At 75.6% G+C, this 26111-nt stretch carries 24 protein-coding genes and 1 pseudogene; 12 read left to right on the top strand and 13 right to left on the bottom strand.

Annotated features, from left to right (window positions below; all coding sequences use genetic code 11):
• Nucleotides 1-95: 95 nt before the first annotated feature.
• The gene (locus G9H72_RS13800; RefSeq protein WP_166172023.1) at nt 96-1166 is read right to left on the bottom strand and encodes a LacI family DNA-binding transcriptional regulator; all 1071 of its coding nucleotides are present in this window, start codon (nt 1164-1166) and stop codon (nt 96-98) included.
• A gap of 166 nt (nt 1167-1332) precedes the next feature.
• Here G9H72_RS13800 and G9H72_RS13795 point away from each other — a divergent pair, with 166 nt between their 5' ends.
• From G9H72_RS13795 to pheA, 3 genes are all read left to right on the top strand, one after another.
• Nucleotides 1333-2169 carry a phytanoyl-CoA dioxygenase family protein gene (locus G9H72_RS13795; RefSeq protein WP_407939593.1) on the top strand — a complete coding sequence of 279 codons (837 nt, stop codon included), beginning with the start codon at nt 1333-1335 and terminating at the stop codon, nt 2167-2169.
• A gap of 160 nt (nt 2170-2329) precedes the next feature.
• Nucleotides 2330-2875 carry a DUF4446 family protein gene (locus tag G9H72_RS13790; RefSeq protein ID WP_166172021.1) on the top strand — a complete coding sequence of 182 codons (546 nt, stop codon included), beginning with the start codon at nt 2330-2332 and terminating at the stop codon, nt 2873-2875.
• Between the two features lie 23 nt (nt 2876-2898).
• The gene (gene pheA, locus G9H72_RS13785; protein ID WP_166172241.1) at nt 2899-3831 is read left to right on the top strand and encodes a prephenate dehydratase; all 933 of its coding nucleotides are present in this window, start codon (nt 2899-2901) and stop codon (nt 3829-3831) included.
• Nucleotides 3832-3866: 35 nt separating this feature from the next.
• Here pheA and G9H72_RS21700 read toward each other — a convergent pair.
• From G9H72_RS21700 to G9H72_RS13775, 3 genes and pseudogenes are all read right to left on the bottom strand, one after another.
• A pseudogene (locus tag G9H72_RS21700) lies at nt 3867-4208 on the bottom strand (phosphatase PAP2 family protein); the annotation flags it as partial.
• A 328-nt stretch (nt 4209-4536) separates the two neighbouring features.
• Nucleotides 4537-6687 (bottom strand): PP2C family protein-serine/threonine phosphatase, encoded by a 2151-nt coding sequence (locus tag G9H72_RS13780; protein WP_166172019.1) that lies wholly within the window; start codon nt 6685-6687, stop codon nt 4537-4539.
• A 78-nt stretch (nt 6688-6765) separates the two neighbouring features.
• A complete protein-coding gene (locus tag G9H72_RS13775; protein ID WP_166172017.1) occupies nt 6766-7188 on the bottom strand; it encodes a winged helix-turn-helix transcriptional regulator in 423 nt (140 codons plus the stop codon).
• A gap of 98 nt (nt 7189-7286) precedes the next feature.
• Here G9H72_RS13775 and G9H72_RS13770 point away from each other — a divergent pair, with 98 nt between their 5' ends.
• On the top strand, nt 7287-8147 hold the full coding sequence (locus tag G9H72_RS13770) for an NAD(P)H-binding protein (protein WP_166172015.1): 861 nt from the start codon (nt 7287-7289) through the stop codon (nt 8145-8147).
• Nucleotides 8148-8263: 116 nt separating this feature from the next.
• Here the strand turns inward: G9H72_RS13770 and G9H72_RS13765 are convergent, their stop codons facing one another.
• A complete protein-coding gene (locus tag G9H72_RS13765; RefSeq protein WP_166172013.1) occupies nt 8264-10021 on the bottom strand; it encodes a VanW family protein in 1758 nt (585 codons plus the stop codon).
• A 101-nt stretch (nt 10022-10122) separates the two neighbouring features.
• Nucleotides 10123-10722 carry an HAD-IA family hydrolase gene (locus G9H72_RS13760; RefSeq protein ID WP_166172011.1) on the bottom strand — a complete coding sequence of 200 codons (600 nt, stop codon included), beginning with the start codon at nt 10720-10722 and terminating at the stop codon, nt 10123-10125.
• Between the two features lie 152 nt (nt 10723-10874).
• Between G9H72_RS13760 and serS the strand changes: the two genes are divergently transcribed.
• The 5 genes from serS (at nt 10875) to G9H72_RS13735 (ending at nt 15721) form a co-directional block, all read left to right on the top strand.
• Entirely contained in the window at nt 10875-12143 is a 1269-nt protein-coding gene (serS, locus tag G9H72_RS13755) for a serine--tRNA ligase (protein ID WP_166172010.1), read from the top strand.
• Between the two features lie 14 nt (nt 12144-12157).
• Nucleotides 12158-12964 carry an HAD family hydrolase gene (locus G9H72_RS13750; protein ID WP_166172008.1) on the top strand — a complete coding sequence of 269 codons (807 nt, stop codon included), beginning with the start codon at nt 12158-12160 and terminating at the stop codon, nt 12962-12964.
• Complete coding sequence (locus G9H72_RS13745) at nt 12961-13764, top strand: Cof-type HAD-IIB family hydrolase (protein ID WP_331272290.1); 804 nt, start codon at nt 12961-12963, stop codon at nt 13762-13764. Before G9H72_RS13750 ends, G9H72_RS13745 begins: the two co-directional genes overlap by 4 nt.
• Before the next feature lie 98 nt (nt 13765-13862).
• Nucleotides 13863-15194, top strand: a complete 1332-nt coding sequence (locus G9H72_RS13740; RefSeq protein ID WP_166172006.1) for a hypothetical protein — start codon at nt 13863-13865, stop codon at nt 15192-15194.
• Nucleotides 15195-15433: 239 nt separating this feature from the next.
• Complete coding sequence (locus G9H72_RS13735) at nt 15434-15721, top strand: DUF427 domain-containing protein (protein ID WP_166172004.1); 288 nt, start codon at nt 15434-15436, stop codon at nt 15719-15721.
• Between the two features lie 76 nt (nt 15722-15797).
• Here G9H72_RS13735 and G9H72_RS13730 read toward each other — a convergent pair whose 3' ends face one another.
• Together G9H72_RS13730 and G9H72_RS13725 are read right to left on the bottom strand one after the other, a co-directional pair.
• On the bottom strand, nt 15798-16514 hold the full coding sequence (locus G9H72_RS13730; protein WP_166172002.1) for a hypothetical protein: 717 nt from the start codon (nt 16512-16514) through the stop codon (nt 15798-15800).
• A 166-nt stretch (nt 16515-16680) separates the two neighbouring features.
• A complete protein-coding gene (locus G9H72_RS13725) occupies nt 16681-17217 on the bottom strand; it encodes a bacterial proteasome activator family protein (protein WP_166172000.1) in 537 nt (178 codons plus the stop codon).
• Between the two features lie 75 nt (nt 17218-17292).
• On the opposite strand from G9H72_RS13725, the gene G9H72_RS13720 reads away from it, so the two are divergent.
• Nucleotides 17293-18216: a GNAT family N-acetyltransferase gene (locus G9H72_RS13720; protein WP_166171998.1), complete on the top strand. Its 924-nt coding sequence runs from the start codon at nt 17293-17295 to the stop codon at nt 18214-18216.
• Between the two features lie 7 nt (nt 18217-18223).
• Here G9H72_RS13720 and G9H72_RS13715 read toward each other — a convergent pair whose 3' ends face one another.
• From G9H72_RS13715 to G9H72_RS13705, 3 genes are read right to left on the bottom strand one after another with little or no spacing between them, the layout of a single operon-like run.
• Nucleotides 18224-18772 carry a GNAT family N-acetyltransferase gene (locus tag G9H72_RS13715; RefSeq protein ID WP_166171996.1) on the bottom strand — a complete coding sequence of 183 codons (549 nt, stop codon included), beginning with the start codon at nt 18770-18772 and terminating at the stop codon, nt 18224-18226.
• A complete protein-coding gene (locus G9H72_RS13710) occupies nt 18769-19740 on the bottom strand; it encodes an NAD(P)H-quinone oxidoreductase (RefSeq protein WP_166171994.1) in 972 nt (323 codons plus the stop codon). The genes G9H72_RS13715 and G9H72_RS13710 overlap by 4 nt, the downstream gene beginning before the upstream one ends.
• Before the next feature lie 8 nt (nt 19741-19748).
• On the bottom strand, nt 19749-20348 hold the full coding sequence (locus G9H72_RS13705; RefSeq protein WP_166171992.1) for a biotin transporter BioY: 600 nt from the start codon (nt 20346-20348) through the stop codon (nt 19749-19751).
• Between the two features lie 37 nt (nt 20349-20385).
• On the opposite strand from G9H72_RS13705, the gene G9H72_RS13700 reads away from it, so the two are divergent.
• Both G9H72_RS13700 and G9H72_RS13695 read left to right on the top strand, forming a co-directional pair.
• Nucleotides 20386-21123 carry a sirohydrochlorin chelatase gene (locus G9H72_RS13700; RefSeq protein WP_166171990.1) on the top strand — a complete coding sequence of 246 codons (738 nt, stop codon included), beginning with the start codon at nt 20386-20388 and terminating at the stop codon, nt 21121-21123.
• 11 nt (nt 21124-21134) lie between these two features.
• Nucleotides 21135-22055, top strand: coding sequence for an aldose 1-epimerase family protein (locus G9H72_RS13695; protein ID WP_166171988.1), 921 nt, complete (start codon nt 21135-21137; stop codon nt 22053-22055).
• A 6-nt stretch (nt 22056-22061) separates the two neighbouring features.
• Here G9H72_RS13695 and G9H72_RS13690 read toward each other — a convergent pair whose 3' ends face one another.
• Both G9H72_RS13690 and yczR read right to left on the bottom strand, forming a co-directional pair.
• Nucleotides 22062-24470 (bottom strand): putative bifunctional diguanylate cyclase/phosphodiesterase, encoded by a 2409-nt coding sequence (locus G9H72_RS13690; RefSeq protein WP_166171986.1) that lies wholly within the window; start codon nt 24468-24470, stop codon nt 22062-22064.
• Between the two features lie 87 nt (nt 24471-24557).
• Nucleotides 24558-26006 (bottom strand): MocR-like transcription factor YczR, encoded by a 1449-nt coding sequence (yczR, locus tag G9H72_RS13685; protein ID WP_331272289.1) that lies wholly within the window; start codon nt 26004-26006, stop codon nt 24558-24560.
• Between the last annotated feature and the right edge of the window lie 105 nt (nt 26007-26111).

The following is a 26111-nucleotide window of genomic DNA, read 5'->3' as shown; positions in this document are numbered from 1 at the left end:
CCGTCCGCCGGTGCCTGCTCAGGTCGAGTTCCGCTCGACCCACGGACCGCGTCACTGCTCAACGCCGATTCGCCGCCCGCAGGCGGCGCAGAGCTTCAGGGTAGGCGCTCGGGACGTGCCCCGTCGACGGCCGCCGTGCCCCCGCTGGAGCCTCGGACGACGAGCCGGTGCGGCGTGTGCACCGCGCGGTGCCCCGCGGGCCCGTCCTCAGGGCCGGGGCGGCCGCGCTCCACCGGGAGCCTGTCGGCGAGGCAGGCGGCAGCGCCGCGGACGAGCGCGGGAAGGTCCGGGGAGACGGTTGTGAGGCTGGGGGTCGCGTACCTGCCGTCCTCGATGTCGTCGAAGCCGACCACGGCGACGTCGGCGGGAACGCGCACGCCCCGGGCGAGCAGTGCGTGCATCGCCCCCAGGGCCAGCTCGTCGGTGAAGCAGAAGAGCCCGTCGGCCTGCACCCCCTCGTCCAGGAGCCGGGCGGCGGCAGCGGCGCCCGCCGCCCGGTGCAGGGAGTCCACGGGCACCTCGAGCGAGGGGTCGGGGGCGAGCCCGGCCGCCGCGTGGGCACGCGCCCAGCCGGCCCGGCGCAGGCGTACCGTCTCCCGGCCCACGGGAGACCTGGCGCCCACCGCGGCGATGCGGCGCCTCCCCGTGGACAGCAGGTGTGCCGTCGCCTCGAAGGCGGCGGCCTCGTTGTCGATCACGACGTGGTCGGCGACGGACACGTCGCCCTGCTCGCCGAGCAGCACGAGCGGTGTGGGGTCCCGGCGCTCGCGCAGCTCGTCCGTGCTCAGCCCCCAGGGGCTGAAGAAGACGCCGTCGACCTGCTGGTCGCGCACCCCGTCGAGGAGCCGGCGCTCCCGCTCGGGGTCGCCGTGGGACTGCTCCACGAGCAGGGTCCAGCCGCGCTCCGCGCACGCCTCGCTGAGCCGGGCCGCCAGGGCGGAGAAGTAGGGCGAGTCGAGCTCGGGGACGACGAGCGCGACCAGCCCGGAGCGGCCGCGGCGCAGGCTGCGCGCTGCGGCGTTCGGGCGGAAGCCGAGCTCGGCCATCGCCTGCTCGACGCGGGCGCGGGTGCCGGCCGCGACGTACGGGGCGTCGTTGACGACGTTCGAGACCGTGCGGGGCGAGACGCCGGCGCGGGCCGCGACGTCGCGCATGCTCACCGCCACGCCGCCTCCTCCGGGCTCGTCCGAGCGTTCGGGCCCATCGTGCCAGGCGCGTCGGCAACGACCCGGTAACAGACCTTGCCACGTGGCAATGCCACGTGGCAAGGTTGAGTCACCCCAGCCCGAGGAGGAGTGACCCGTGATCGTCACCGCCGTGCGCGACACCGACGTGCTGCCCCTGCCGCCGAACGCGGACGAGGAGGCGGTGAGCATCGTCCACGCGCTCTACACCGACGGCATCACGGCCAAGAAGGGCGCCTTCAGCCGGGAGTTCGCCGAGCGGATGCGCGAGGACATCGAGGCCGCCTTCGAGGAGGCGCGCAGCCGCCCCAACGGCGCCGTCGGCCGCGGGCCCAAGCGCTGGTACGTCGAGATCCACCCGGAGCAGCTGCGCGGGTTCGTCGAGATCGTGGACCACCCGTGGTTCGGCAAGGTCTGCGCGTCGGTGCTCGGCCCGGACTACCAGATCGTCGAGGTCGGCTTCGACATCCCGTTCGCCGGCGCGGTCAACCAGCCGTGGCACCGCGACTTCCCGATGCCCGAGACGACCCGCCGCGAGGGCCGGCTGACGAGCCTCGCCTTCAACCTCACGGCGGTCGACACCGAGCAGGACATGGGGCCGTTCGAGATCGCGCCGGGCACGCAGTGGGACTGGTCCGAGGACTTCGGGCACGAGATGTTCCCGCCCAAGCCGTACTACCCGCGCTACGAGGAGCGGGCCGTCCGCAAGTACCCGCAGATGGGCGACATCTCCGCGCGGTCGGCGCTGACGATCCACCGGGGCACGAAGAACTTCTCGCAGAAGTCACGGCCGGTGCTCGTCATCGGCGTCGACGCGCCCGGCGCCGGCAACGCCGAGCACCACGACCTCGCGGTCACCCGGGACTACTGGGAGCAGCTGCCGCAGAGCGTGCGCGACCACCTCGTCTGCCCGATCGTCGACCAGCTGACGCCGATCAGCCAGAAGCACACGATCGAGGGGCTCGTGATGGGCGAGGCCGAGTAGCGACACCCTCGCCGACCCGTGGAGCGCCGGCCGCGTCATCGCGCGGCCGGCGCTCCATGCATGTGCCCGTTGTGTGCCCGCCGTGTGCCCGGCGCGGGCCGGGCACGTGCCTTAGGCTCGCTGCGCCCGCTTCACCCGTGCCCGAAGGACGTGCCCAGCCGTGCCCGAGCTCGACGCGCAGCAGGCCGCGTACCTCGCCCTCTGCGCTGGTGGCGTCGCGCTGCTCGCGCTCGTGCTCGCCCTGGTGGCACTGACCCGGCTCCGCACGGCACGGCGCGCCCTCCGCTCGCTGGGCAGCGTCGAGAACGAGGACGTCCTGGACGTGCTCTCCCGGCACGCGCACGAGGTCGTCCGGCTCCGCCAGGAGGTCGCGGCGACCCGGGCCGAGGCCGAGCGGGCGCGCGCCGAGCTGCGCGACTCGCTCCGCCACGTCGCGGTGGTGCGCTACGACGCCTTCGGCGACATGGGCGGCCGGCTGTCCTTCTCCGCCGCGCTGCTCGACGAGTCCGGCGACGGCCTCGTGCTCACCTCGATCAACGGCCGCAGCGAGACCCGCACCTACGCCAAGGGCGTGAAGTCCGGGCGCAGCGAGCAGTCGCTGTCGCCGGAGGAGGAGCAGGCGATCGGGTACGCCCGACGCGGCACCGACGGCCGCGGCGGCGACAGCCGGGGGATGGACCGCCCGTACGACGGGGCTGCGCGGTGACCGCGCACCGCCCCATCGGGCCGCTGCCCGCCGCGCGCTACGCCTACTTCGGCCCGCGCGGGACGTTCACCGAGGCGGCCCTGCGCACGCTGCCGCACGACCCCGGCGCCGAGCTGGCCCCGTACCCGTCGGTCCCCGCCGCGCTCGAGGCCGTGCGGGCCGGGGACGCTGCCGCGGCGATGGTCCCGATCGAGAACAGCGTGGAGGGGGGCGTCCCCGCCACGCTGGACGAGCTGGCGAACGGCGAGCCGCTCGTGGTGACGCGTGAGGTGCTGCTGCCGGTGCGGTTCGCGCTGATGGCGCGTCCCGGCACGCGGCTCGAGGACGTCAGGTCCTTCGGCACGTTCCCCCATGCCGAAGCCCAATGCCGCAAGTGGGTCGCCGAGAACCTCCCGCGGGCGACGTACCAGACCGCGGCCTCGACCGCTGCGGCCGCAGAGGCGATCGCGAGCGGCACCGCGACGTACGACGCCGCGCTGAGCGCCCCGATCGCCGCCGCGACCTACGGGCTGGACGTGCTCGCCGACGGCCTCGGCGACAACCCGCACGCGGTGACGCGGTTCGTCCTCGTCTCGCGCCCGGTGCCGCCCCCGCTGCCCACAGGGGCCGACCGCACCTCGATCGTGCTCTTCATCCGCGAGGACCACCCGGGCGCGCTGCTGGAGATCCTCACCGAGCTGGCCGTCCGCGGGGTCAACCTGACCCGCATCGAGTCCCGGCCCACCGGCCAGGGGCTGGGCCGCTACCTGTTCTCCATCGACTGCGAGGGCCACGTCGACGAGGCCGCCGTCGGCGAGGCGCTCATGGGGCTGCGCCGGGTCTGCGCGGAGACGCGCTACCTCGGGTCGTACCCCCGGGCCGAGGCGTCGCCCGCGCCGGCGTCCACCTCCTCGGACTCGGCCTTCCGGGAGGCCCAGGCCTGGCTCGCGCGGGTGCGTGAGCGCGGCAACGGCTGACCCTGCGTCCCGCGCAGCGGGTCGACCGCCCGCGCCGTCGCGAGCAGGTACGCCGCGGCCAGCGACCACCCGGCCACCACGTCGCTCGGCCAGTGCGCGCCGATGGCGACCCGGTCCACGCCGACCGCGAGGACGGCGAGCAGGCCGAGCCCGACGACGAGGGCGCGTACCCCTCGGTGGCGGACGAGCGGCAGCAGCGCGACGAGGACGACCCCCACCCCGAGCGCGGACGACGTCGCGTGGCCGGAGGGGAACGACCCGCCGTCCGCCGTGGTGAGCCGCTCCTCCAGGACCGGGCGCGCGCGCCCGACGAGCGCCTTGAGCAGCGGGGTGAGCACCGCGCCGGTGATCGCGACGAGCAGCGCCCAGGCCGCCACCCGCCGCCGGCCGTGCAGCAGCGCGACGGTGATCGCGACCAGCCCGAGCCCCCACCACAGCGGGGCCCGCGTGGCGATCTCCACCGTGCGCAGGGCGTCGGCCAACCCGGGGGACGACAGCGCGTGGGACGACAGCTCGCGGGAGGCCCACCGGTCGGCCCGCTCCAGCGGCTCCCACGCGGCCTCGACGAGCAGCAGCAGCACGAGGGCGGGAACGGCGAGCGCGACCGCGCCGAGGAAGCCCCCGAGGAGCCGCTCGGGGCCGGGGACGTGTCGCTGGGGGAGCGGGGCGGGGGTCACTCCTGAGGAGTGCCCACGAACGGCGGGCTCAGAGCGCGATGGCGAGGACCGCGACGTCGTCCTCGCTGTCGCCGAGCTCCGCGAGCAGGTGGTCGCAGAGCTCGCCGACCTCCTGCGGCCCGGCCGCCAGCGCGCGGCGCAGCCGCTCGATCCCGACGTCGAGGTCCTCCCCGCGCCGCTCGACGAGCCCGTCGGTGTAGGCGAGCAGGGTCGAGCCCGGGGCGACCGACACCGCGGCGCTGACCCGGGGGGTGGAGTCGACGCCGAGGAGCAGGCCGTCGGCCTCGGTGAGCGTGTCGACCGTGCCGTCGGGGCGGCGGACCAGCAGCGGCGGGTGCCCCCCGCTGCTGTAGCGCAGCCGCCAGGTGCCGTCCGGCTGCGCCTCCAGCCGGGCGTACGTGACGCTGGACAGGGTGGCGACCTGCAGGCCCTGCACCAGCCGGTCGACCCGCTCGAGCACGGCCGCGGGGTCACGCCCCGGGCCCTCCTCCACGTCGAACGCGCACGCGCGCAGCAGCCCGCGCAGGTGGCCCATGGCCGCGGCCGCGAGCACGTCGTGGCCGATGACGTCGCCGATGGCCAGCCCGATCGCGCCGTCCGGCAGGTCGATCAGCTCGTAGAAGTCGCCACCCACGTCGGCGCCGGTCTCGCTGGCGAGGTAGCGCGCCGCGGCCCTGATGCCGGGAATGGTGGGCAGGTCGGGCAGCAGGCTGCGCTGCAGCGTCTCGGCGATCCGGTGCTCGGACTCGTAGAGCCGGGCGTTGTCGAGGATCAGGCCGGCCCGGCGCCCGAGGTCGCTGGCGACGGCGAGGTCGTGCTCGGTGTAGGGCGTGCTGCCCGGGCCGCGGACGAGCGCCATGACGCCCGTGACGTGCCGGCGCCCCGGCAGCGGCACGAAGAGCACGCTCTCCGAGCCCAGCCGGTCGGACATGTCGAGCACCGACTCGTCCTCGACCCACTGGCGCCGCTCCGGGCGCCTGCTGCGGCTGCTGTAGTCGGTCAGCAGGCGGGGCGGGGCCCCTTCGAGCATCACGTTGAGGATCGACCCGCGCGTCGAGGTGCGCTCGAGCAGCTCGGTGTAGGTGCGCAGCTCCTCCTCGCGGCCGTCGCGGTGCCGGGCGCGCACGTGTGCCACCTCCCCGTGCTTGCCGGCGGTGGCGATGAGCATCCAGTCCGCGAGCTTGGGGACGACCAGGGCCATGAGCCGCTGGAGCGACTCGTCGACGTCGAGCGTCGAAGCGAGCTGGCTCGTGGCTTCGGCCAGCAGGGCGAGCTGGGCGTGGGCGGCCTCGGCGTCCTCCCGGGCGGCGCGCTCGGCGGTGAGGGCGCGGTCGCGCTCCTCGTCGACCGCCACCCGGGCCGTGACGTCGGTCTGGATCCCGACGAAGTGGGTCAGCTCGCCGTCCGGGCCGTGGATCGGGCTGATCGAGACGTGGTTCCAGAAGGCGGAGCCGTCCTTGCGGTAGTTGAGGACGGGCAGCGACACGTCCCGGCCGCTCTCGAGGGCCTCGCGCATGGTGCGAGGTGCCTCGGGGTCGGTGGCGTCGCCCTGCAGGAAGCGGCAGTTGCGCCCCACGGCCTCCTCGAAGGAGTAGCCGGTGGTCGCGGTGAACGCCGGGTTGACCCAGATCAGCGGCATGTCCTCGGCCTGCGCGTCGGCGACCGTGAACGACATGCCGGTGGCGAGCACGGCCCGGTCGCGCAGCTCGGCCTCGGCGTGCGCCGCCGTGGCCGCCGCCTCGGCGGCCTCGCGGGCCCGCAGCGGCAGGAACACCACGAGCGCGTGCCCCTCGAGCTGTGGCGCGCCGCTCATCGGCAGGCCGACGACCCAGAGCGGCTCGCGACGGCGGCCCAGGTCGGTCGCGCGTGCGGCGGAGACCGCCTGCCCGGCGACCGGCATCGAGTCGGCGACGCGGGAGAGCGGGTGGGACGTCTCGCTCAGCTCGTGGCCGTCGAGGTCGAGCAGCGCAGCGGCGTCGGACCAGGCCTCCAGCCCCACGGGAAGGCGCAGTCCCGGGGCCAGCTGCTCGGCGACCCCGTTGGCGTAGACGACGTGCCGGTCCTGCAGGTCGACCAGGAGCACGGCGGCGGGCTCGTCGCCCGCGACGTGGGCCAGCCCGGCGGTGACACCCCGAGCGAAGGAGGAGCGCGCGGCGGCGCCATCCGTCGCTGCTGCCACTGCCCGCCCGCCCTCCCGGTTCGCCGCCCGCGCGGCTGAACGCCATCAAGGGTAGTGGTCAGCGGCGCAGCTCGCCCGTCAGCGGGGTGATCCGGCGCCTGCCTTCGCGTCGGCCCGGCTGTCGTACGCCTCCCGCGCGGCGGTGACGAGGGGCACCGAGCGCTCGAGCAGGTCGGCCAGCTCGCGCAGGCGGCGGGCGACCTCCTCCCCGAGCGGGGTGAGGGCGTACTCGACGCGGGGAGGGATCGCCGTGACGACGTCGCGGGTCACCAGGCCGTCCCGCTCGAGCGTCTGCAGGGTCTGGGACAGCATCTTCTCGCTGACCCCCTCGACCCGGCGGCGCAGCGCGTTGAACCGGTAGCCGCCCTCGCCCAGCGCGAGCAGAGCGAGCTGCGCCCACTTGCTCCCGATGTCCTCGAGGGTGGCGCGGGACGTGCAGCCGCGGGCGAAGACGTCGGCGACGAGCTCCTGCGACGGGCCGTCGTTCTCGCACGCGCTCATGACCCCACCGTACCCCGGGAATGGACTGGCACTAACCCGAAGTTAGTGCCCGAGGAACGGGAAGCATCTGCGCCCCGGAAGGACCTCAGGAGGGCTCCATGACCACGTACGCCGTCACCGCCGCGACCGGGCACCTCGGCCGGCTCGCCGTCGCCGAGCTGCTGCGCCGGGGCGTCGCCCCGGCCGAGCTCGTCGCGATCGCCCGGACCCCGGCCAAGGCTGCCGACATCGCGGCGCTCGGCGTCGAGGTCCGTGAGGGCGACTACTCGCGTCCCGAGACCCTCGCCCCCGCGCTCGCCGGGATCGACCGCCTGCTCTTCATCTCCGGCAGCGAGGCGGGCCGGCGGGTCGCCCAGCACGCGAACGTCGTCGCGGCGGCCCGAACGGCGGGCGTGGGCCGGATCGCGTACACCAGCATCCTCAAGGCCGGCGCGACCTCCAACCCGCTCGCGCCCGAGCACCAGGCGACCGAGCAGGCCCTGCGCGAGTCGGGCATCCCCGTCACGTTCCTGCGCAACGGCTGGTACCTCGAGAACTACACCTCCCAGCTGGCGGGCTACGTCGCCCGCGGCGAGATCCTCGGCGCGACCGGCACGGGCCGCGTCGCCGGCGCAGCCCGCGCGGACTACGCCGCCGCTGCGGCCGCCGCGCTGCTCGCGGACGCGCCCGACGAGGCCTACGAGCTCGGCGGCACGCCGTTCACCTTCGCCGAGCTGGCCGCGACGGTGTCCGCGGAGACCGGGCGCGACGTGGCGTACCGCGACGTGACCGTCCCCGAGCTGGTGGCCGCGCTGCAGGCCGCGGGCCTGGACGAGGGCACGGCGTCGTTCGTGGCCGCTATCGACGCGGCCATCGCCGCGGGCGAGCTGGACACCGACAGCGGTGACCTGGAGCGCCTTCTCGGGCGCCCGGCCACGCCGCTCGCCGACGCCGTCCGGGAGGCGAAGGCCGCGCTCTGATCGCGGGCCTCCGGCGACCCCGCACATGCGGTGATCGTGGGCTCGGGCGCAGGACACGCGGTGTCGCGAGCCCACGGTCAGCGCGATGGCCCCGGGCCGTGGACGCGCGCTCGGCCTCAGCCCGCGTCGGGCGAGGCGGACGTCGACGGCGCGGGCGTGGTGCTCGCGCGGGGCGGAGCCGGCTCGGCCCGGCAGTAGATCTGGTTGGCCGGGTTGTAGCGGGTGTGGAACGTCTCCTTGCGGGTCTTCTTGCCCTTCTCGGTGATCGTCCGCGTCACGTCGACGTCGAACCCGCTCACCCCGCCCTGCGGCACGCAGCCGGCCGAGGTGTCGTAGACCGTGCTGAAGCCCCGGTAGTTGTAGCGCGCGGACTTCGACGCCGTCACCTCGCGGTGCTTGGTCGAGAACATGCGCACCGTCAGCGAGTCGCCCGGGTCGTGGACCGTCTGGATGAAGACGCCGTAGGACGTGTCGTTCAGGAACTTCAGATCCAACGTCGGCCAGGCGACGGTGGCCTCGCGGCCCTCCGGGTAGCGGCTGATGTAGAAGCTGTGCGGCTTGTGCTGGACGTCCTTCAGCCCGGCGAAGAACATCGCGTTGAAGGTCGTCGTCGCGACCTGCGAGACGCCCCCGCCCAGCTCCTCCGCGAAGCGGCCCCCGCGGATGATCGTGCCGACGGCGAAGCCGTTCTCGAGCGTGCGCTCCCCGACGATGCCGTTGAGGCTGAACTCCTCGCCGGGCTCGAGCAGCGTGCCGTCGATCAGCTCGGCGGCCCGGCCGATGTTGGTGACGCGATAGGCCGCGTAGGGGTAGTAGGTCGTGAACTCGGAGACGAGCTCCTTGACGCCGAGCTTGCGCGCCTCGGCGGTGGTCAGGTCGGGCTCGGCCTCCTCGAGCGAGGCGTTCACCACCCGGTCCGCGGACGCCGCCTCGGGCAGGACGTCCAGCAGGTCCGCGGCGAGCGCGGTCATGTCCACCTGACGGCCGGGCCTGGCGGGCACGACGCGCGGGCGGTCGCCCTCGATCTCGAAGGTCGCGTTCCGCGCGGGGACCTCGGCGCCGGTCAGCCGCGGGCGCAGTGACTCCGCGAGCTCGTCGGTGTCGAGCTCCGGCACCAGCCGTCCGTCCGCGCCGCCGGTGAGGGACAGCGCCTGCGTGACGGCGCCGGGCGGGACACGCACGCGCTCGCCGGCGGCGACGATCGTGACCGGCGACGCGACCGCGGGCTCGACGAACTCGGCCAACGCCCGCTGCACCTCGTCCGCGTCGACCGCAGGCTCGGTGACGGCCGCGGGCAGCGGGTGGTCCCCGGGGCGCAGGTAGGCCTCCTGCAGCGCAGCGGGCGCGGCGTCCTGGTCGAGCGTGACCCCCGGCCTTGCCTCGGTCGTCACGGGCTCCTTGCCGTCGAACGTGACGGCGCCGTCCTGCGGGGCCTTGTCCGCCTTCGCCGCGAGGCCCGCGACCGCCGAGGCCAGCTTGGCGGCGTCCGTGCGCACGACCGGGTCGACCTCGTCGCCGCCGGTGAAGCGCCGCACGATGTCGGCGGGGTTCCAGCTGCGCGCCGCGCCGGCGGCCCGCACCGTGGCCGCGGCGTCGAGGCTGAGGCCGGCGTCCTTCGGGTCGACGGTGAACTTGCCGTCCCCGACGGTCACCCGGATCGGCGCGGAGACCCGGTCCTGCAGCCCGGTGGTCAGCTTGTCGCGCGCCGCGTCGGCGGCGAGCCCCCCGATCGGGACGCCCAGCACGCTGGTGCCGCGCGGCGCGGTCTCCCCCGCCAGGGCGTAGCCGCCCACCCAGAGGACCGCCCCCAGCCCCACGACGCCACCGGCTGCCAGTCCCAGCCGTCGGCTGAGCCCGCGGTCGAGGTGCGGCACGCGGCGTTCTCCTGGCAGGGCGCGATCGGGTACGGGCGCCCGCCATCCTAGGTGAGCGGGTGACGGGCCGCGGGGAATCGAGCGGCGCGCCGGTCGGACGGTCAGCCGATGCCGAGGTGGCGCAGGGCCTCGGCGAGCGCGACGTCGGGCTCGACGAAGTGCACGGCGGTGATGCCCAGGGCTCGCGCGCCCTCGACGTTCTCGGCCCGGTCGTCCACGAAGACCACGTCCTCGGCGGCGGCGCCGAGCGCGTCGAGCGCCGCCGTGTACGCCGCCGGGTCCGGCTTGGCCGCCGGGATGTCACAGCTGAACGTCATCGCGTGCAGTGCCTGCGTCCAGGGCTGCTCCTCCAGCCGGCGCGCGATGGCTGCGGGGGCGTTGGACAGCAGCCCGAGGCGTACGCCCCGCGCCCGCAGCCCGGGCAGGGCCCCGGCGACCGCCTGGTTGACGTGGAGCCAGCTGTCGACGTCACGCCGCACCAGCTCGGCCAGCTCGTCCCCGGTCGCGGGCCGGCCGAGGACGGCCGCCCAGTAGGCCGCGTCGTCCAGGCCGAGGTCGTAGTCGAGCCGGTGCGCCCAGTACGCCTCCCACAGCGCGGCGGGCGGGACCTGCGGCACGACCGCCTCGAGGCCGCGCAGGTCCTCCTCGGTCTGGACGAAGGAGATGACGGCGCCGTAGTCGAGCAGGAGTGTGGTGGCCACGGTCGGCCATGATTCCCGACGGCCGCCCCGCCCGGGTGCCGGCACGCAGGCCACGGGCGGTTGGTGACAGACCGACATCGACCGAGGGCAGAACGTGACGAGGTGGCTCGGCCGGGCGTCCCTGATCCACTCGCGCCCACTAGGCTCGGCCCGTGATCGACCTGCGCCTTCTCCGCGAGGACCCGGACGCCGTACGCGCCAGCCAGCGGGCGCGCGGGGAGGACCCCGGGCTCGTGGACGTGCTGCTCGCGGCCGACGCGGCCCGCCGCAGCGCCATCGGCCGCTTCGAGGCGCTGCGCGCCGAGCAGAAGACGCTCGGCTCCCAGGTCGCCAAGGCCAAGGGCGAGGAGAAGGCGGCGCTGCTCGCGCGCACCAAGGAGCTCGCGGCGCAGGTCAAGGCGGCCGAGGCGGAGTCGACGGCCACCGCGGCCGACGTCGACCGCGCCCTGCTCGCGCTCTCCAACGTCGTCGACCCGGTGGCCCCGATCGGCGGCGAGGAGGACTTCGCGCTGGTCGAGGAGGTGGGCGCCAAGCCCGAGTTCGGCTTCGAGCCGAAGGACCACGTCGAGCTGGGCAAGCTGCTCGGGGCGCTCGACCTGGACCGCGGCGCGAAGGTCTCGGGCTCGCGCTTCTACTTCTTCACCGGGGTCGGCGCCCTGCTCGCGTCGGCGATCGTGCGGTGCGCGCAGGACTACGCCGTGCGCGAGGGGCTGATCCCGGTGCTGCCGCCGGTGCTCGTGCGCCCGGAGGCGATGGAGGGCACCGGCTTCCTCGGCCAGGCGGCGGAGAACGTCTACGCGATGCCCGACGACGGGCTCTACCTCGTCGGCACGTCCGAGGTCCCGCTCGCGGCGTACCACATGGACGAGATCCTCGACGCCGGCTCGCTGCCGCTGCGCTATGCGGCGTACTCGCCCTGCTTCCGCCGGGAGGCCGGCGCGCACGGGCGCGACACCCGCGGCATCATCCGGGTGCACCAGTTCGACAAGGTCGAGATGTTCGTCTTCTGCCGCCCGGAGGACGCCAAGGACGAGCACGAGAAGCTGCTCGCGCACGAGAAGGCCTTCCTCGGCCTGCTGGAGCTGCCGTTCCGCGTGATCGACGTGGCCACCGGCGACCTGGGCGCGAGCGCGGCCCGCAAGTTCGACTGCGAGGCGTGGGTCCCGACGCAGGGCAAGTACCGCGAGGTCACCTCGACGTCCAACTGCACCGACTTCCAGGCCCGTCGGCTCAAGATCCGCACCCGTGACGAGGCCGGCACCCGGCCCGTCGCGACCCTCAACGGCACGCTGGCGGCGGTCCCGCGCCTGGTCGTCGCGATCCTGGAGAACTTCCAGCAGGCCGACGGGTCCGTGCGCCTGCCCGCGGCGCTGGTGCCCTACGTCGGACGCGAGGTCCTCGAGCCCGTCGCGGCTCGCTGATCCGCTCGCCCGGCATGCGAAGCGCGTACGACGAGCCGGGCTGGTGCCCGGGCCTCGTGGCCCTCGACATCGACGGCACCCTCGTCTCCCCGGACGAGCGGGTCTCGCCCGCCGTGGCGGAGGCCGTGCGCCGGGTCCTCGATGCGGGGGTGCACGTCGTGCTGTCGACCGGCCGATCGGTCCACGCGACGCGGCCGGTGGCGGCGACGCTCGGCCTGACCGAGGGCTGGCTGGTCTGCAGCAACGGGGCGGTCACCGCCACCATCGACCCTCCCGTCGTCGTCGAGACCGTCACGTTCGACGCCGCCCCCGCTGTCCGGCTGCTCCGCCAGCACCTGCCCGACGCGCTCGTCGCGGTGGAGGAGCTCGGCGTCGGCTACCGGGTCAGCGCGCCCTTCCCGGCCGGCGAGCTCGCGGGGGAGCAGGTGCTCATGGACGTCGACGAGCTCGTCCGCGACCCGGTGACCCGCGTGGTGCTGCGCAGCCCGGAGAAGGAGCCGGGCGACTTCCTGGACGTCGTCGGCCGGCTGGGGCTGCACGACGTGTCGTACGCCGTCGGCTACACCGCCTGGCTCGACCTCGCCCCCGACGGGGTCACCAAGGCGTACGCGCTGGAGCCCGTTCGCGAGCGGCTGGGTGTCCCCGCCGACCGCACGCTGGCCATCGGCGACGGCCGCAACGACCTCGAGATGCTGCAGTGGGCGGCCTGCGGGGTCGCCATGGGGCACGCCCCGGCCGAGGTGCAGGACGCCGCCGACGTGGTGACGGGCACGTTCGACGACGATGGCGCCGCCCGGGCGCTGGAACGGTGGTTCGCGTGATCCGGCTCGTGGCGTCCGACCTCGACGGCACGCTGGTGCGCAGCGACGGCACCATCTCCGCCCGCACGGTCGACGCGCTGCGCGCCGTGGAGGAGAACGGCGGGACCGTCGTCTTCGTCACCGGGCGCCCGCCACGCTGGATGGCCGAGGTCGCGCAGGCGACGGGCCACACCGGGCTCGCGGTCTGCGCCAACGGCGCGCTCCTCTACGACCTGCACAGCGAGCGGGTCGTCGAGCGCTTCCCGCTCGCGGCCGAGACGGCCCGCGAGACCGTGCGCGTCCTGCGCCACGCGATGCACGACCTGCACTTCGCCGTCGAGAGCGAGCACGGGTTCGGGCTCGAGCCGACCTACCGCACCCGCTACTCGCTCCCGGCCGACGTGCGCGTCGCCGCGGTCGAGGAGCTGCTGACCGACCCCGTCGTGAAGCTGCTGGTCCGCAGCTCGGACCGGTCCTCGGACGAGCTGCTGGCCGCCGCCCGCGACGTGCTCGGCGACACGGTCACCGCCACCCACTCGACCCCCGGCGGCAACGGCGCGCTGCTGGAGATCTCCGCCGCGGGCGTCTCGAAGGCGACGACTCTCGCCCGGCTGTGCGCCGCGCGCGGCGTCCGCGCCGAGGAGGTCGTGGCCTTCGGCGACATGCCCAACGACCTGCCGATGCTGGCGTGGGCCGGGACCTCGTACGCCGTGGCCAACGCGCACCCCGACGTGCTCGCCGCGGTGGACCGGTCGACGGCGACCAACGACGAGGACGGGGTGGCGCAGGTGCTGGAAGGGCTGTTCCCGGCAGCGGGCTGAGGGAGCCCGCTGTCGGTAGCTGCGGCTAGGTTCCTGCCCGTCCACACGGGGAGCGCGGCTTCACGATCGGCTGCGCCGGACGGAGGAGGCCGAGGCCTGTGCTCGCTCTGGGGCTGCGCGCGGTCGGGGGCTACGCCCGCGGGGTCCGCGCGACGTGGCGGTGGGTCGGGGACCGGCTCACGCCCGCGCAACCGCTCGCCGAGCCGGTCCGCCGCCTGCAGCTGGTGCGCTCCTGGGTCGGTTTCGCCGCCGTCGTCGCCATCCTGCTGGGCAACGGCGAGGCGGCCGGGGACGCGTTCGCGGGCCGGTTGATGGAGGGCGCCTTCCAGGCGCCGCTCTACAAGGCCGCGCTCGCCGCGCCGTGCTTCCTGCTCGGGGCCTGCCTGGTCGCGGCCCTGACCCCGGGCGCGGGCCGCCACGCCAAGCTGGTCAGGGACCTCAAGCCGCTGGGCTTCGCCGTCGTCGTGACCGTGGTCCCCCCGGGCCTGGTCGGGGCGCTCGTGCTGCTCGGCCAGCGTGAGCTCGCGGACGACGGCGCGACGAACGGCCCGGTGGCCGTGCTCGCAGTCGTCGGCGCCCTGACGCTGCCCGTGCTGCTGACCGCGTACTTCCGCTCCCAGGCGCTGGCGATCCGCTACTCCTTCCGCGCGGGCGAGGTGCACCCGCTCCTGCCGGCCGCGATCGGCCTCGTGCTCGCGGTGCTCGCGTTGCGCGAGGGGATCGGGACCGTCGCGGGCTCCTCCGGACGGCTCGAGACGCAGCTCGGCTGGCTCGGTGTCGCGGGCGCGGTGTCGCTCGCGGCCCTCTCCGGGATCGAGGCCCGCCGGCTCTGGGCGTCCCTCACCGCGCTCGGCCCGCACGGGCTCGCGCGCCCCGGGAGGTCCGGCTACGCCCTGATCGCGGGAGCGGTGTCCGTGGTCGCCGTGCTCGTGGCCGGTGCGGCGGCGGGCGTCGCCCAGGTCAAGCACGCGTCCAAGGTCCGGGCGGCGGCGATCGCCCGGTCCCTGGCCGCGCTGGAAGGGCCCGCCGAGGGGCGCTACGAGATCGGCAGGACCATCGTGCGGGCGCCGGGCGCCCCCGTGCTCGTGCGCGCGGAGGCGGACGGCCAGGCGGTGCGCTACTCCGTCGCCTACCGCAACGACACCGGCAAGCCCCGGCTGGCGACGACCTGCCCGGCCGAGGGCGCCCGTTCCAGGCAGGCGCCGCGAATCCAGTACGGCCCCGAGAGAGCGGACGCCTTCATGGCCGCCACGGAGGCCTACTGCTACGAGCACCCCGGCAAGCGGGTGATCGTGCCGGCCAGGGACCGGGTCGTGCTGTGGGCGGTCTTCCCGCGCGACGGCAGGCTGCGCGAGCGGGTCACGTTCTGGTGGGGCGAGAAGGGCAAGCTCCGGGTGGACCTGACCGAGTACGCGCCGCGCGCGCTCTGACTCCGCCGCTCCGGGCCCCTGCTCCGCCCCGTTCCGCCGCCGCCTCGCGGGCGCGGTCACGGCGGCCGGGGGGTGGCGGCGGCGTACCTCCCGCTGTCGATCTGCAGCGTGCTCGTGCCGTAGCTGGCGCTCGGCGGTGCGGCCACGGCGCGGTGGTTCGGGCGACTGGGACGAGCCCGCCCTGATGGCGTCGCAACTGGCGCGATGGCAGCCTGAGGACGACGACGAAGGAGGCCGCCATGGTGCGAGCGACGTGGAACGGCGCGGTGATCGCCGAGTCCGAGGTGACCGAGCAGGTCGAGGGCAACCACTACTTCCCGCGGGGGGTGGTGAAGGACGAGTACCTGCGGCCGAGCGACACGCACACGGTCTGCCCGTGGAAGGGGACCGCGAGCTACTTCACGCTCGCGGTCGACGGGGCGGAGAACCCGGACGCGGCCTGGTACTACCCCGAGCCCAAGGACGCGGCGGTGAGCATCAAGGGCCACGTCGCGTTCTGGCGCGGGGTCGAGGTGTCCGAGGGCTGAGCTCCTGCACCGCCGGCCCCACCTCGGGGCCCTTGCACGGGGCCCGAGGTGAGGCCGGCGGTGAAGAGGACGCGGGTCAGGCCTGCGCCTTCTTGCTGAACACCATCCCGACGCTGACCACGATCAGCCACAGCGGCATCGTGAAGCCCGGCATGCCCGGCAGCGCCATCCCGATCGCCATGCCCACCGGCGGGAGCAGCAGCAGGATGCTGACGACGCCCATCCACTTGGGCAGCAGGGCGTTGCGACCGAACGACAGCGCCGTGACGCACCCCGCGGCGACGGCGCCGCCCCACCAGCCGAGGAGCAGGCCGAAGTCGAGGTACGTCCAGTTCACGAACATCGATTCCGGAGTCAGCCAGCCACTGTCGGTCCCGCCGGGCAGGTAGAGCGCCATCGAGCCGGCGAGGCTGTAGCCGATGACGTTGATCGCGGCGGTCGCCGCGAGGGCCTGGGAGACCGTGCGCGCGGCGATGCTGCGCGGTGCTCGTTCCTCCGCCCACCGTCGCCAGCCGGACGAGGCGACGAGCAACGAGGCCACGGAGACGAGGCCGAGCAGGAACGCGATGTGGTAGTTCCCGCGGTTCACGTCGTCCAGGATCGCGAGGCCCTTGTTCTCGTTCTTCTCGGCGTAGTTGCCCGTGAGGCCGATGAACGCTGCGGCGAAGCTCGTGGCGCCCCCCAGCACGCCGGCGAGCGGCCAGAGCGCGCGCCGCGGGGTTGCAGGGCGCCCGGAGGCAGCGGTGGAGGTGGAGGCGATCGAGGGGGCAGCGGTCGGAAGCGTGCTGGTCACGGGAGGCTCCTGGCGTGGACGCGTTGTCTGACACCAGAACTCTGCTCCGGGCGGGCGCGCGGGCCCACCGTGCTCCCTGGCGGCTTCCGGGTGTGGCCAGCACACCCGGAAGCCGGGCGGAGGCAGGAGGTACGGCCCCTGCGGACCGGCCCCTGCGGCTACCGCCCTAGAGGTACTGGCCGGTGGGCCGCTCGGCCGGCACGCCCTGCACGGCGCCCGGCGGCAGCGCCCGCCGCCCCCCGGCCTCCATCTGCGCCCGGGCGTTCATCTGCTGGGCGAAGAGCGCGGCCTGGATCCCGTGGAAGAGGCCCTCGAGCCACCCGACCAGCTGGGCCTGCGCGACCCGCAGCTCCCCGTCGGTCGGGATCTCGGACTCGCTGAAGGGCAGCGTGATGCGGCGCAGCTCCTCGACCAGCTCCGGGGCGAGGCCGGCCTCGAGCTCCCGGATGGAGGAGGAGTGGATCTCGCGCAGCCGGGCCCGGCTCGCCTCGTCGAGCGGGGCGCTGCGCACCTCCTCGAGCAGCTGCTTGACCATGCTGCCGATCCGCATGACCTTGTCCGGCTGCTCGACCAGCTCCGTGACCGGCGTCGAGTCGTCGTCCTGCTGCTCCTGCTGCGGCGGGGTCCCCGTGCTGACGCCCATGCCGTCCGGTCCGACGACGACGATGCGGGGGGTCGGGTCGGCGCTGCTCGGCTCAGTCATGCACACCATCCTGCCAACGCGGGAGCCGGGGAAACCGCTCGCCTCGAACGGGGTCGGGCTGCCATGGTCGTCGGCGTGCTCGCCCTGCGCCCTCCGTACTCGTCCCGCCGTGCCCTCCCGTCCGACGCCGAGGCCGCGTACGCCGTGGCCGGCGCGGACGACGAGCGCGTGCTCGGGCACCCTGACGGCACGCTGGCCGACCTGCGCGACGACCTGGAGAGCGCGACGCTCGAGGCCTGGCTCGTCGAGCATCCGCAGGCCGGCCCCGTCGGGTACGCGACGGTCGAGCCGAAGGGCGACGCGGTCGTCTACCTCGATCTCTACACCGTCGACCCCGGGCTCGGGCCGCAGCTGCTGGCGGCGCTGACCGCGCGCGGCCGCGAGCTGCTCGCCGTGGCCGGTGAGCTGCGGACGAGCATCCTGCGGCCCGACGAGCGGACCGCAGCGTGGCTGGAGGACGCCGGCTGGCGGCGGGCCACCAGCTGGGCGCGGCTCCGGCTCGAGCTCGCCGACCCGCCGCCCGCTCCCGCGCCGCCGGGCGACGTGACGGTCCGCCGCGTCCCGCCCGGCGACGAGCAGGGCCTGCGGGCGGTGCACGGGGTCATCGACGCGGCCTTCGCCGACTCGTACGGCCATGTCCCCGAGCCGTTCGAGGAGTGGTTCGCCCGCCTCGACGCGCGCAGCACCGTCGACTGGTCCCAGGTGTGGCTCGCCGAGACGGCGTCCGGCCCGGTGGGCGCCCTCTACGGCAGCGACGACTACGTCGAGGACGAGCAGGCGGGGTACGTCGCCCGGCTCGGCGTGCTGCGCGCGGCGCGCGGCCGAGGGGTCGCCCGCGCGCTGCTGCTGACCGCGTTCGCGGACGTCCGGGCGCGCGGCCTGCCCGCGGTGCTGCTGCACGTCGACGAGCAGGGCACGACCGGGGCGTACGCGCTCTACGAGTCGGTGGGCATGCGGCGCGTCCTGCAGGTCGACGCCTGGGTGCTGCCGGCCGGCTGACCCGTGCTCAGGCCGGGGCGCCGGCGTCGCCGGGGAGCAGGGCGTACATCACCACGTCGGCGCGGCGGCCGTGCAGCAGCAGCCGGCCGCGCAGGACCCCCTCGGCGGTGAAGCCCGCCGCCTCCGCGACCCGGCGCGAGGCCGTGTTGCCCGGCTCGACGACCAGCTCCACCCGGGCCGCCCCCCGCTCGGCGAGCAGCCAGCGGGTGAGCGTGCGCAGCGCGTCCGAGACGTAGCCGCGGCCCCGGGCGGGCGCGGCGCCCCAGTAGCCCACGTCGGCGACGCCGTCCACCACCGAGTGCGCGGCGATGCTCGCCACGAGCACGCCGGAGCCCCGCTCCGTCACCGCGAACGCCCCGCCACCGGCGGCCCAGGCGGCCGGGGCGACGCCGGTCACGAACGCGACCGCGTCCGCGCGGGCGTACGGGGAGGGCACGCGGGTCCACCGGGAGAGCTCGGGGTCCTGGCAGGCCGCGGCGAGCGCGTCCACGTCGGCGAGGCTCCAGGGGCGCAGGACCGTGCGGCTGCCCTGCAGCGTGGGCTGCGCTCCGCTCATGCCCGGAGCAGGACCTTGCCCGTCACGTCCCCGCCGGCCATGCGCCGGTGGGCCTCGCCGGCCCGCTCCATGGGGTACGTCGAGTCGACCACGACGCGCACCCGGCCGTCCGCGACCATCGGCCACACGTGCTCGCGCACCTGGGCGACGATCTGCGCCTTCTGCGCGATCGGCCGGGAGCGCAGCGCGGTCGCGTGCACCGCGCCGCGCTTGGCCAGCAGGGTGCCGAGGTCGAGCTCGCCACGGGTCCCGCCCTGCATGCCGATGACGACCAGGCGCCCGTCCGGGGCGAGGACGTCGACGTTCGGGCCGAGGTACTTGGCGCCGATCGGGTCCAGCACCACGTCGGCGCCGCCGCCGGTGATCGCGCGGACGTCGGCCACCCAGTCCCCGCGGTAGCTGACCGCGGCCTCCGCGCCGAGCTGGCGGCAGAGCGCGAGCTTCTCCTCCGACCCCGCCGTCGCGACGACCCGGGCGCCCAGGGCGGCTCCGATCTGGACGGCGGCCGTGCCGATGCCGCCCGCCCCGCCGTGGACGAGCAGCCACTCGCCGGCCGCCAGCCCGGCCCGCATGACCAGGTTCGACCACACGGTGCAGGCCGTCTCCGGAAGGCCGGCCGCCGTCACCAGGTCGACCCCGCGCGGCAGCGGGAGCACCTGCCCGGCCGGCACCGCGACGCGCTCGGCGTAGCCGCCGCCGGCGAGCAGCGCGCACACCTCGTCGCCGGCCGCCCATCCCGTCACTCCGGGCCCGAGCGCGGCCACGCGCCCGCTCACCTCCAGCCCCGGGTACGCCGGGGCGCCCGGGGGCGGCGGGTAGTGGCCCTGGCGCTGCAGCAGGTCCGCGCGGTTGAGGCCGGCGGCGACGACGTCGAGCAGCAGCTCGCCCGGCCCGGGCGCCGGGTCGTCCACCTCGGCCCACACCAGCGCCTCGGGACCGCCCGGCACCGGGATCGTGACGGCGTGCACAGGGCCGCCTAGCGCCGGACGCGGTCCACGAGCGCCCACGTCGCGGGCAGCAGCCCCGCGGCGGCGGCGGACTTCACCAGGTCGCCGGGGACGAAGTCCCAGAGGCCGTAGTCGAGCCCCTGCGCGAGGCCGACGTCCAGCGTCGCCATGAGCCACGGCACGCCGACGGCGTAGATGAGCACCGAGCCCAGCAGGTTGAGCGCCAGGACCCGCCACGGGCTGCGCGTGCTCATCCGCTCGCTGAGCCGGCCGACGACCAGCGCCGCCAGCAGGAAGCCCAGGATGTAGCCGAACGAGGGGCTCCCGCCCCAGCCGGACCGGCCGTCGGAGAACCACGGCACGCCCGCGACGCCGATCAGCAGGTAGACCGTCGTGGCCAGCAGGCTGCGCACGGAGCCGAGCGCGGTCGCGGCGAGCAGGACGGCGAACGTCTGCAGCGTCAGCGGGACCGGCCAGAGCGGGATCGACACCTGCGCGCACACGCCGATCAGCGCGGCGGCCCCGACGACGAGGACGGCGTCGGCCGTCAGCGACCGCGGGACGAGGTCGGCGAGGACCCGGGGGACGCGCGGGGCGTACGGCGAGGCGGGATGCGACAGCGAGCTCATGACCGGACAGCCTGCCAGCACCCCGTACCGTTCTGCAGTGCCTCCCACCCCTGCCCCGGCGCCGGGCGCCCCCGCCGCGCAGCTGCCCGCCGACGCCCCGGTCGTGATCGCCGCGCACGGCACCGCCGAGGAGGCCGGGCTGCGCACCGTCGAGGCGATGGCCGAGCGGGTGGCCACCGCGCTGCCCGGGCGCCAGGTCCGGGTCGGCTACCTCGACGTCGTGGGGCCGACGGTCGGGGAGACGCTCGCCGCGCTCGACGCGCCCGCCCTGGTCGTCCCGCTGCTGCTCGCGCCCGGCTACCACGTCGACGTCGACCTGCCCGCGGTCGCCGCCGCAGCGGCCCATCCGGTGGTCTGCACAGCACCCGTCGGGCCCGACGAGCGGCTGGTCGGGTTGGCCCTCCGGCGGCTGCTCGAGGCCGGCTACGAGCCGGGCGGCCCGGTCGTGCTCGGCGCCGCCGGCTCCAGCTCGGCCCGCTCGGCCGCCGCCACCGCCCAGGCGGTGCGCTGGCTCGCGGCCCGCACCGGCGGCGAGGTGGTCGCGGCGTACGCCTCGGCGACCCCGCCGACGCCGGCCGAGGCGGTGGCGCGGCTGCGGGCCGGGGGAGCGCGCAGGGTCGCCCTCGCGACGTACCTGCTCGCCCCCGGCTTCTTCGCCGAGCGCATGCACGACGCCGGCGCCGACCTGGTGTCCGCCCCGCTGGGCGACGCGCCGGAGGTGACCGAGGTGGTGCTCGACCGGGTCGCGGGCAGGGGGCCGGCGCCGCTCCCCTAGGCTGGCGAGCCGTGATCCCCTCTGGCGAGCAGGTCGAGCTCTCGGCGGCCGGGTACACCGCCGTCGTGACGCAGGTCGGCGCCGGGCTGCGCAGCCTGCGCGCCCACGGGCGCCCGCTCGTCCGCGAGTACCCCGCGGACTCCCTCACGCCCGTCAGCAGCGGCGTGGTCCTGGCGCCCTGGCCCAACCGCATCCGCGACGGGGCGTACTCCTTCGACGGCCGGGACCACCTCGTCCCGATCAACGAGCACGACCGCGGCAACGCCCTGCACGGGCTGGTCGCCTGGTCGGCCTGGGACGTCGCCGAGCGGTCCGCCGAGCGCGCGGTGCTGCGCACCCGGGTGTGGCCTTCCCCGGCGTACCCCACGATCCTCGACCTCGAGGCGGAGTACGCGCTCGGCCCGGACGGGCTGGAGTGGACGCTGCGCGCGGTCAACGCCGGGGACGTCAGCGCCCCGTACGGCGCGTCGATCCACCCGTACGTGCTGCCGGGCGCGGCCGGGACCGTCGACGACTGGACGCTGCGGCTGCCCGCGGCGCGCTATCTCGACGTCGACCCCGAGCGGCTGCTGCCGCGCGAGGTGCTGCCCGTCGAGGGGACGCCGTTCGACTTCCGCGCCGGCCGGGCCGTCGAAGACCTGTTCGTGGATCATGCGTTTACCGAAGTGTCGTTCGGCGAAGACGGCTACGCCCGCGTGCAGGTGCTCGGCGCCGACGGCACCGGGGTCGAGGTGGTCTGGGACAGCGCGAGCCCCTGGGTCCAGGTGCACACCGCCGACCGCCCCGAGCCGGAGCTGAACCGCACCGGGCTCGCGGTCGAGCCGATGACCTGCCCGCCCGACGCGTTCAACAGCGGCACCGACCTCGTCACGCTGGCGCCCGGCGCGGAGCACGCGGTGAGCTGGCGCATCCGGGCGCTCGACGGGAGCTGAGCCCGCTCAGGCGACGGCCACGTGCCAGTCGGCCCGGTCCCCGCTGAGCCACCGGTCGTGCCAGGCCTCGAACTGCGGCGCGGGCATGGGCGGCGCGAACAGGTAGCCCTGCCCGCGGCGCACGCCGAGGTCCCACAGCATGCGGGCGACGTCGCGCGTCTCGATGCCCTCGGCGATCACGTTCATCCCGAGCTCGTCGGCGAGCGCGACGATCGAGCGCACGATCGCGACGTCACGCCGGTCGCCGGTGATGCCGGTGACGAAGCTGCGGTCGATCTTCAGCGTCTGCACCGGCAGCTGCTTGAGCCGGCCGAGGGACGAGTAGCCCGTGCCGAAGTCGTCGACGGCGACCCGGATGCCCTCGGCGTTCATGCGGCGCAGGGCCGAGACCGCGGACTCGCTCACCAGCGTCGTCTCGGTCACCTCGACCTTGAGCAGGCTCGGGGGCAGGCGCAGCTCGCGCAGCGTGCGCTGCAGCTCGGCGGGGTAGCCGGGGTCGGCGAGCACCACGCCGGAGAGATTGACCGCGACCGGCATCCGCCGCCCGCTGCTCTCCCACGCCACGCACTGGGCGGCCGCGCTGCGCAGCACGACGTCGGTCAGGCCGCCGATGAGCCCGCTCTGCTCGGCGAGCGGCACGAACGTGGCCGGTGACTGGACGCCGCGGGCGAGCGAGGCCCAGCGCACCAGGGCCTCCGCGCCGGTGGCCGTCCCGGTGGCGAGGTCGACCACGGGCTGGTACGCGACCCGCAGCTGCCCGCCCTCGATGGCGCTGCGCAGGTCGTTGACCAGGCCCAGCCGCGCGCTGGCGTCCTCGTCGACCTGGGGGTCGAACGCCGCCCAGCCGGTGCGCTCGCGCTTGGCGCGGTACATCGCCAGGTCCGCGTGCTTGAGCAGGGTGTGGGTGTCCGGGCCGTGCCGGGGCGCGATGGCCACGCCGATGCTGCCGCCGAGCAGCACCGGCCCGGCGGGCGTGTCGAAGGGGCGCAGCAGCTGCTCGTAGAGCCCGGCGGCGACGGTCACCGCGTCGTCGGCGTCCTTGAGGTCGAGCAGCCCCACCGCGAACTCGTCGCCGCCCAGCCGCGCGACGACGTCCCCGCGGCGTACGCGCTCGCGCAGCCTGGTGGCGACCTGGCCGAGCACGACGTCGCCTGCCTGGTGGCCGAGCGAGTCGTTGACGTCCTTGAACCCGTCGAGGTCGATGAGCAGAAGGGCGGTCGCGGTGCCGGCCGCCCGGTCGGCGCTCAGGGCGGCGCCCATCCGCTCGTGCAGCAGCCCGCGGTTGGGCAGTCCCGTGAGCGCGTCGTGCGTCGCGCTGTAGCGCACCTCGGCCTCGACCCGGAAACGCTCCACCGCGGCGGCGACGACGTTCGAGACCGCGTGCAGGAAGTGCAGCGCCTCCTCGCCGAAGGCTCCCTGCTGGCGCGAGTGGACCGCGAGGACCCCCCACCGGCGCACGCTGCCCACGACGATCACCGCACTGCTGCGGATGCCGGCGTCGGTGAGCAGCGGGTGCTCGCCGGGGTCGCGCAGCGCATGGTCGGAGATCACGACCGGCGCGCCGGTCTCCAGCGCCTGCGCGGTGATCCCGCCGTTGACCGGGCGCGCGCCGGGCGGGAAGCTCGCGCCGTACGTCGCGGCGAAGCGCAGCCCGTCCGGGACGCACTCGATGAGGTTGGCCATGGGCGCGTCCAGCGTGCTCGCGACCGTCGCCACGACGGTACGCAGCAGCTCGGGCAGGTCGTCCGCGGTCAGCGCGGCCTGCCCCAGCTCGGCGACCGCGGCCTGCTGGCGCTCCCGGGCGCGCAGCTCGCGGTCGAGCGCGGCCTTGGCGTCCGCGACCAGCTGGGCGTTGTCGATCGCGAGGGCGGCCTGCGCGGCGAAGGCCTCGAGCAGCTCCAGCTGCGACCCCGAGGGCCGGGGCGCGCCGTGCGGGAGGTCCACGCAGAGCACGCCGAGCAGCCCGTGGCGGGTCGAGCGCAGGGGCGCGCAGAGGATGTCCTCGGCGTGCCACCGCCCCGGGGCGTCCGGCCCCTCGGCCCGCGGCAGCTGCCAGCTCTGCAGCCCGTTCGCGGGCTCGCGCCCGGCGGGCACGAAGCAGAGCTCGCCGAACGGGCCCACGGGGTCGCCGGCGGCGAGCAACGCCTCCCAGTCCGCGCGCGAGCCCGAGCCGCCGAGCAGCGCGGCACTGGCCTCCTCGGAGCCGGCCACCGCCACCGTGCGCAGGTCGCCCGACGGCTCGACGAGGCTGAGCGTCGCCACCGTGAACCCGAGGTCGTGCACCGCCGCGGCGGCGACGGCCTCCAGCGTGGGCTGCAGCCCGCGCAGGGCGCTGATGTCGCGGACCAGCCGGGCCAGCGTGGTGAGCGGGGCGGAGCCGGGCGCCACGGGCGCGGCGGAACGAGCGTCCGGCACTCCAACTCCCTTGCGTCCGTGGGTCAGCGGCGACCTATCGGACGAGGGCGGCGACAGCTGAGCGACAGCTCCCGTCGTGACCCCCGTCTAGACCAGGATGCGGGATGCGGCCGCGGGGCGGAAACCCCCCAGGAGGGAGCCCCAGAGCTGCGCGAGGCGGTCGACCGCGTCGACCAGGACGGGCTCGGGTGCCGTGAAGGGCAGCCGCACGAAACGGTCGAACGCCCCGTCGATGCCGAAGCGGGGCCCGGGCGCCACCCGCAGGCCGGCCTCCGGCGCGGCCGCGGCCAGCGCCGTGCTGCCCGGGGCGTCGAGGCCCACCCACAGCGACATGCCGCCGCGCGGGACCCGCGCCGACCACTCGGGGAGCCGCTCGGCGAGCGCCGCGACGAGCACGTCCCGGCGCGAGCGCAGCAGCTCGCGGCGCTCCGCGACCACGGCGTCGAGGCGGCGCAGCAGGGCCAGCGCGACCAGCTGGCCGTGGACGGGCGGCCCCATGTCCGAGACCGCCCGGACCTCGGCCACCCGGCGGACCAGAGCGGGGTCGGCGCGCAGCCACCCCGTGCGCAGCCCGCCCCAGACGCTCTTGCTCAGCGAGCCCACGCACACCAGCTGGCCGCCGTGGGGCAGCCGGGCCGTGCGCGGGGGCTCCGGCCCCTCGAGCACCAGGTCGGCCATTGCCTCGTCGACCACGGTGACGGTGCCCGAGCGGGCAGCCGCGTCCAGGACACGGGCGCGCACCTGCTCGGGCATGACCGCGCCCGTCGGGTTGTGGAAGTCCGGCACGACGTAGGCGAGCCGTGGCCCCCGCCGCAGCGCGTCGACCAGCATGACGGGGTCCCACCCCTCCGCGGCGTCGACGGGGACCGGGTGCAGGCGCGCACGCGCCGTCCGCAGCGAGTCCAGGGCGTTCGGGTACGTCGGCACCTCGACCAGCGCGGTGTCGCCCGGCCCCAGGACGGTCCGGGCCAGCAGGTCCAGGGCGGACTGGCCCCCGGTCGTGACCAGGATCTGGTCCGGGGTCGTCGGCGCGCCCAGGCTCGTGTAGCGATCGGCGATCGCCGCCCGCAGCTCCGGCATCCCGAGCAGGTCGTAGCCGTGACCGCCCAGGTGGGCCGGGAGCAGCTCGCCGGCCTCCGCGACCGCCGCCAGCATCGCGGACGCCGGTGCCGGCAGGCTCGCGATCGTCATGTCGACGACGTCCGGGCCCCCGGTCCGCGGCACCCACGCCCCGGCCGGCAGCGGCGACTCCAGCGGAAGGGCGGTGAAGCTGCCAGCGCCCACGCGGCGCTCGAGCAGCCCCTCCTCGCGCAGCCGGTCGTACGCCGCGGACGCCACCCCGCGGCTGACTCCCAGGGCCGCAGCCAGGTCCCGGTCGGCGGGCAGGCGGGCCCCGACCGGCACGCGCCCGTCGACCACCAGAGCGCGCAGCGCCGTGCTCAGCAGGTCGGCCATGGGGCGGCGGGTGGGGGACGGCGACGTGCGCCAGTCCCCGAGGAGCACGACGAGCCGACTGGCGGGCATGGTCCGGATCACGGAGGCCATTCCACCTCGATCGGCCTGCGTCGCGCCAGCCATTTCCGCCGATCGCGCAGGCCCTCGTGCCGGGTCCGCTCCCGGACGGGTGACTCAACCGGGTGG

This window comes from Motilibacter aurantiacus (assembly GCF_011250645.1).
GTDB lineage: Bacteria > Actinomycetota > Actinomycetes > Motilibacterales > Motilibacteraceae > Motilibacter_A > Motilibacter_A aurantiacus.
Note: the sequence above shows the minus strand (reverse complement) of the source record. Positions and strands in the feature narration are given on the sequence as shown.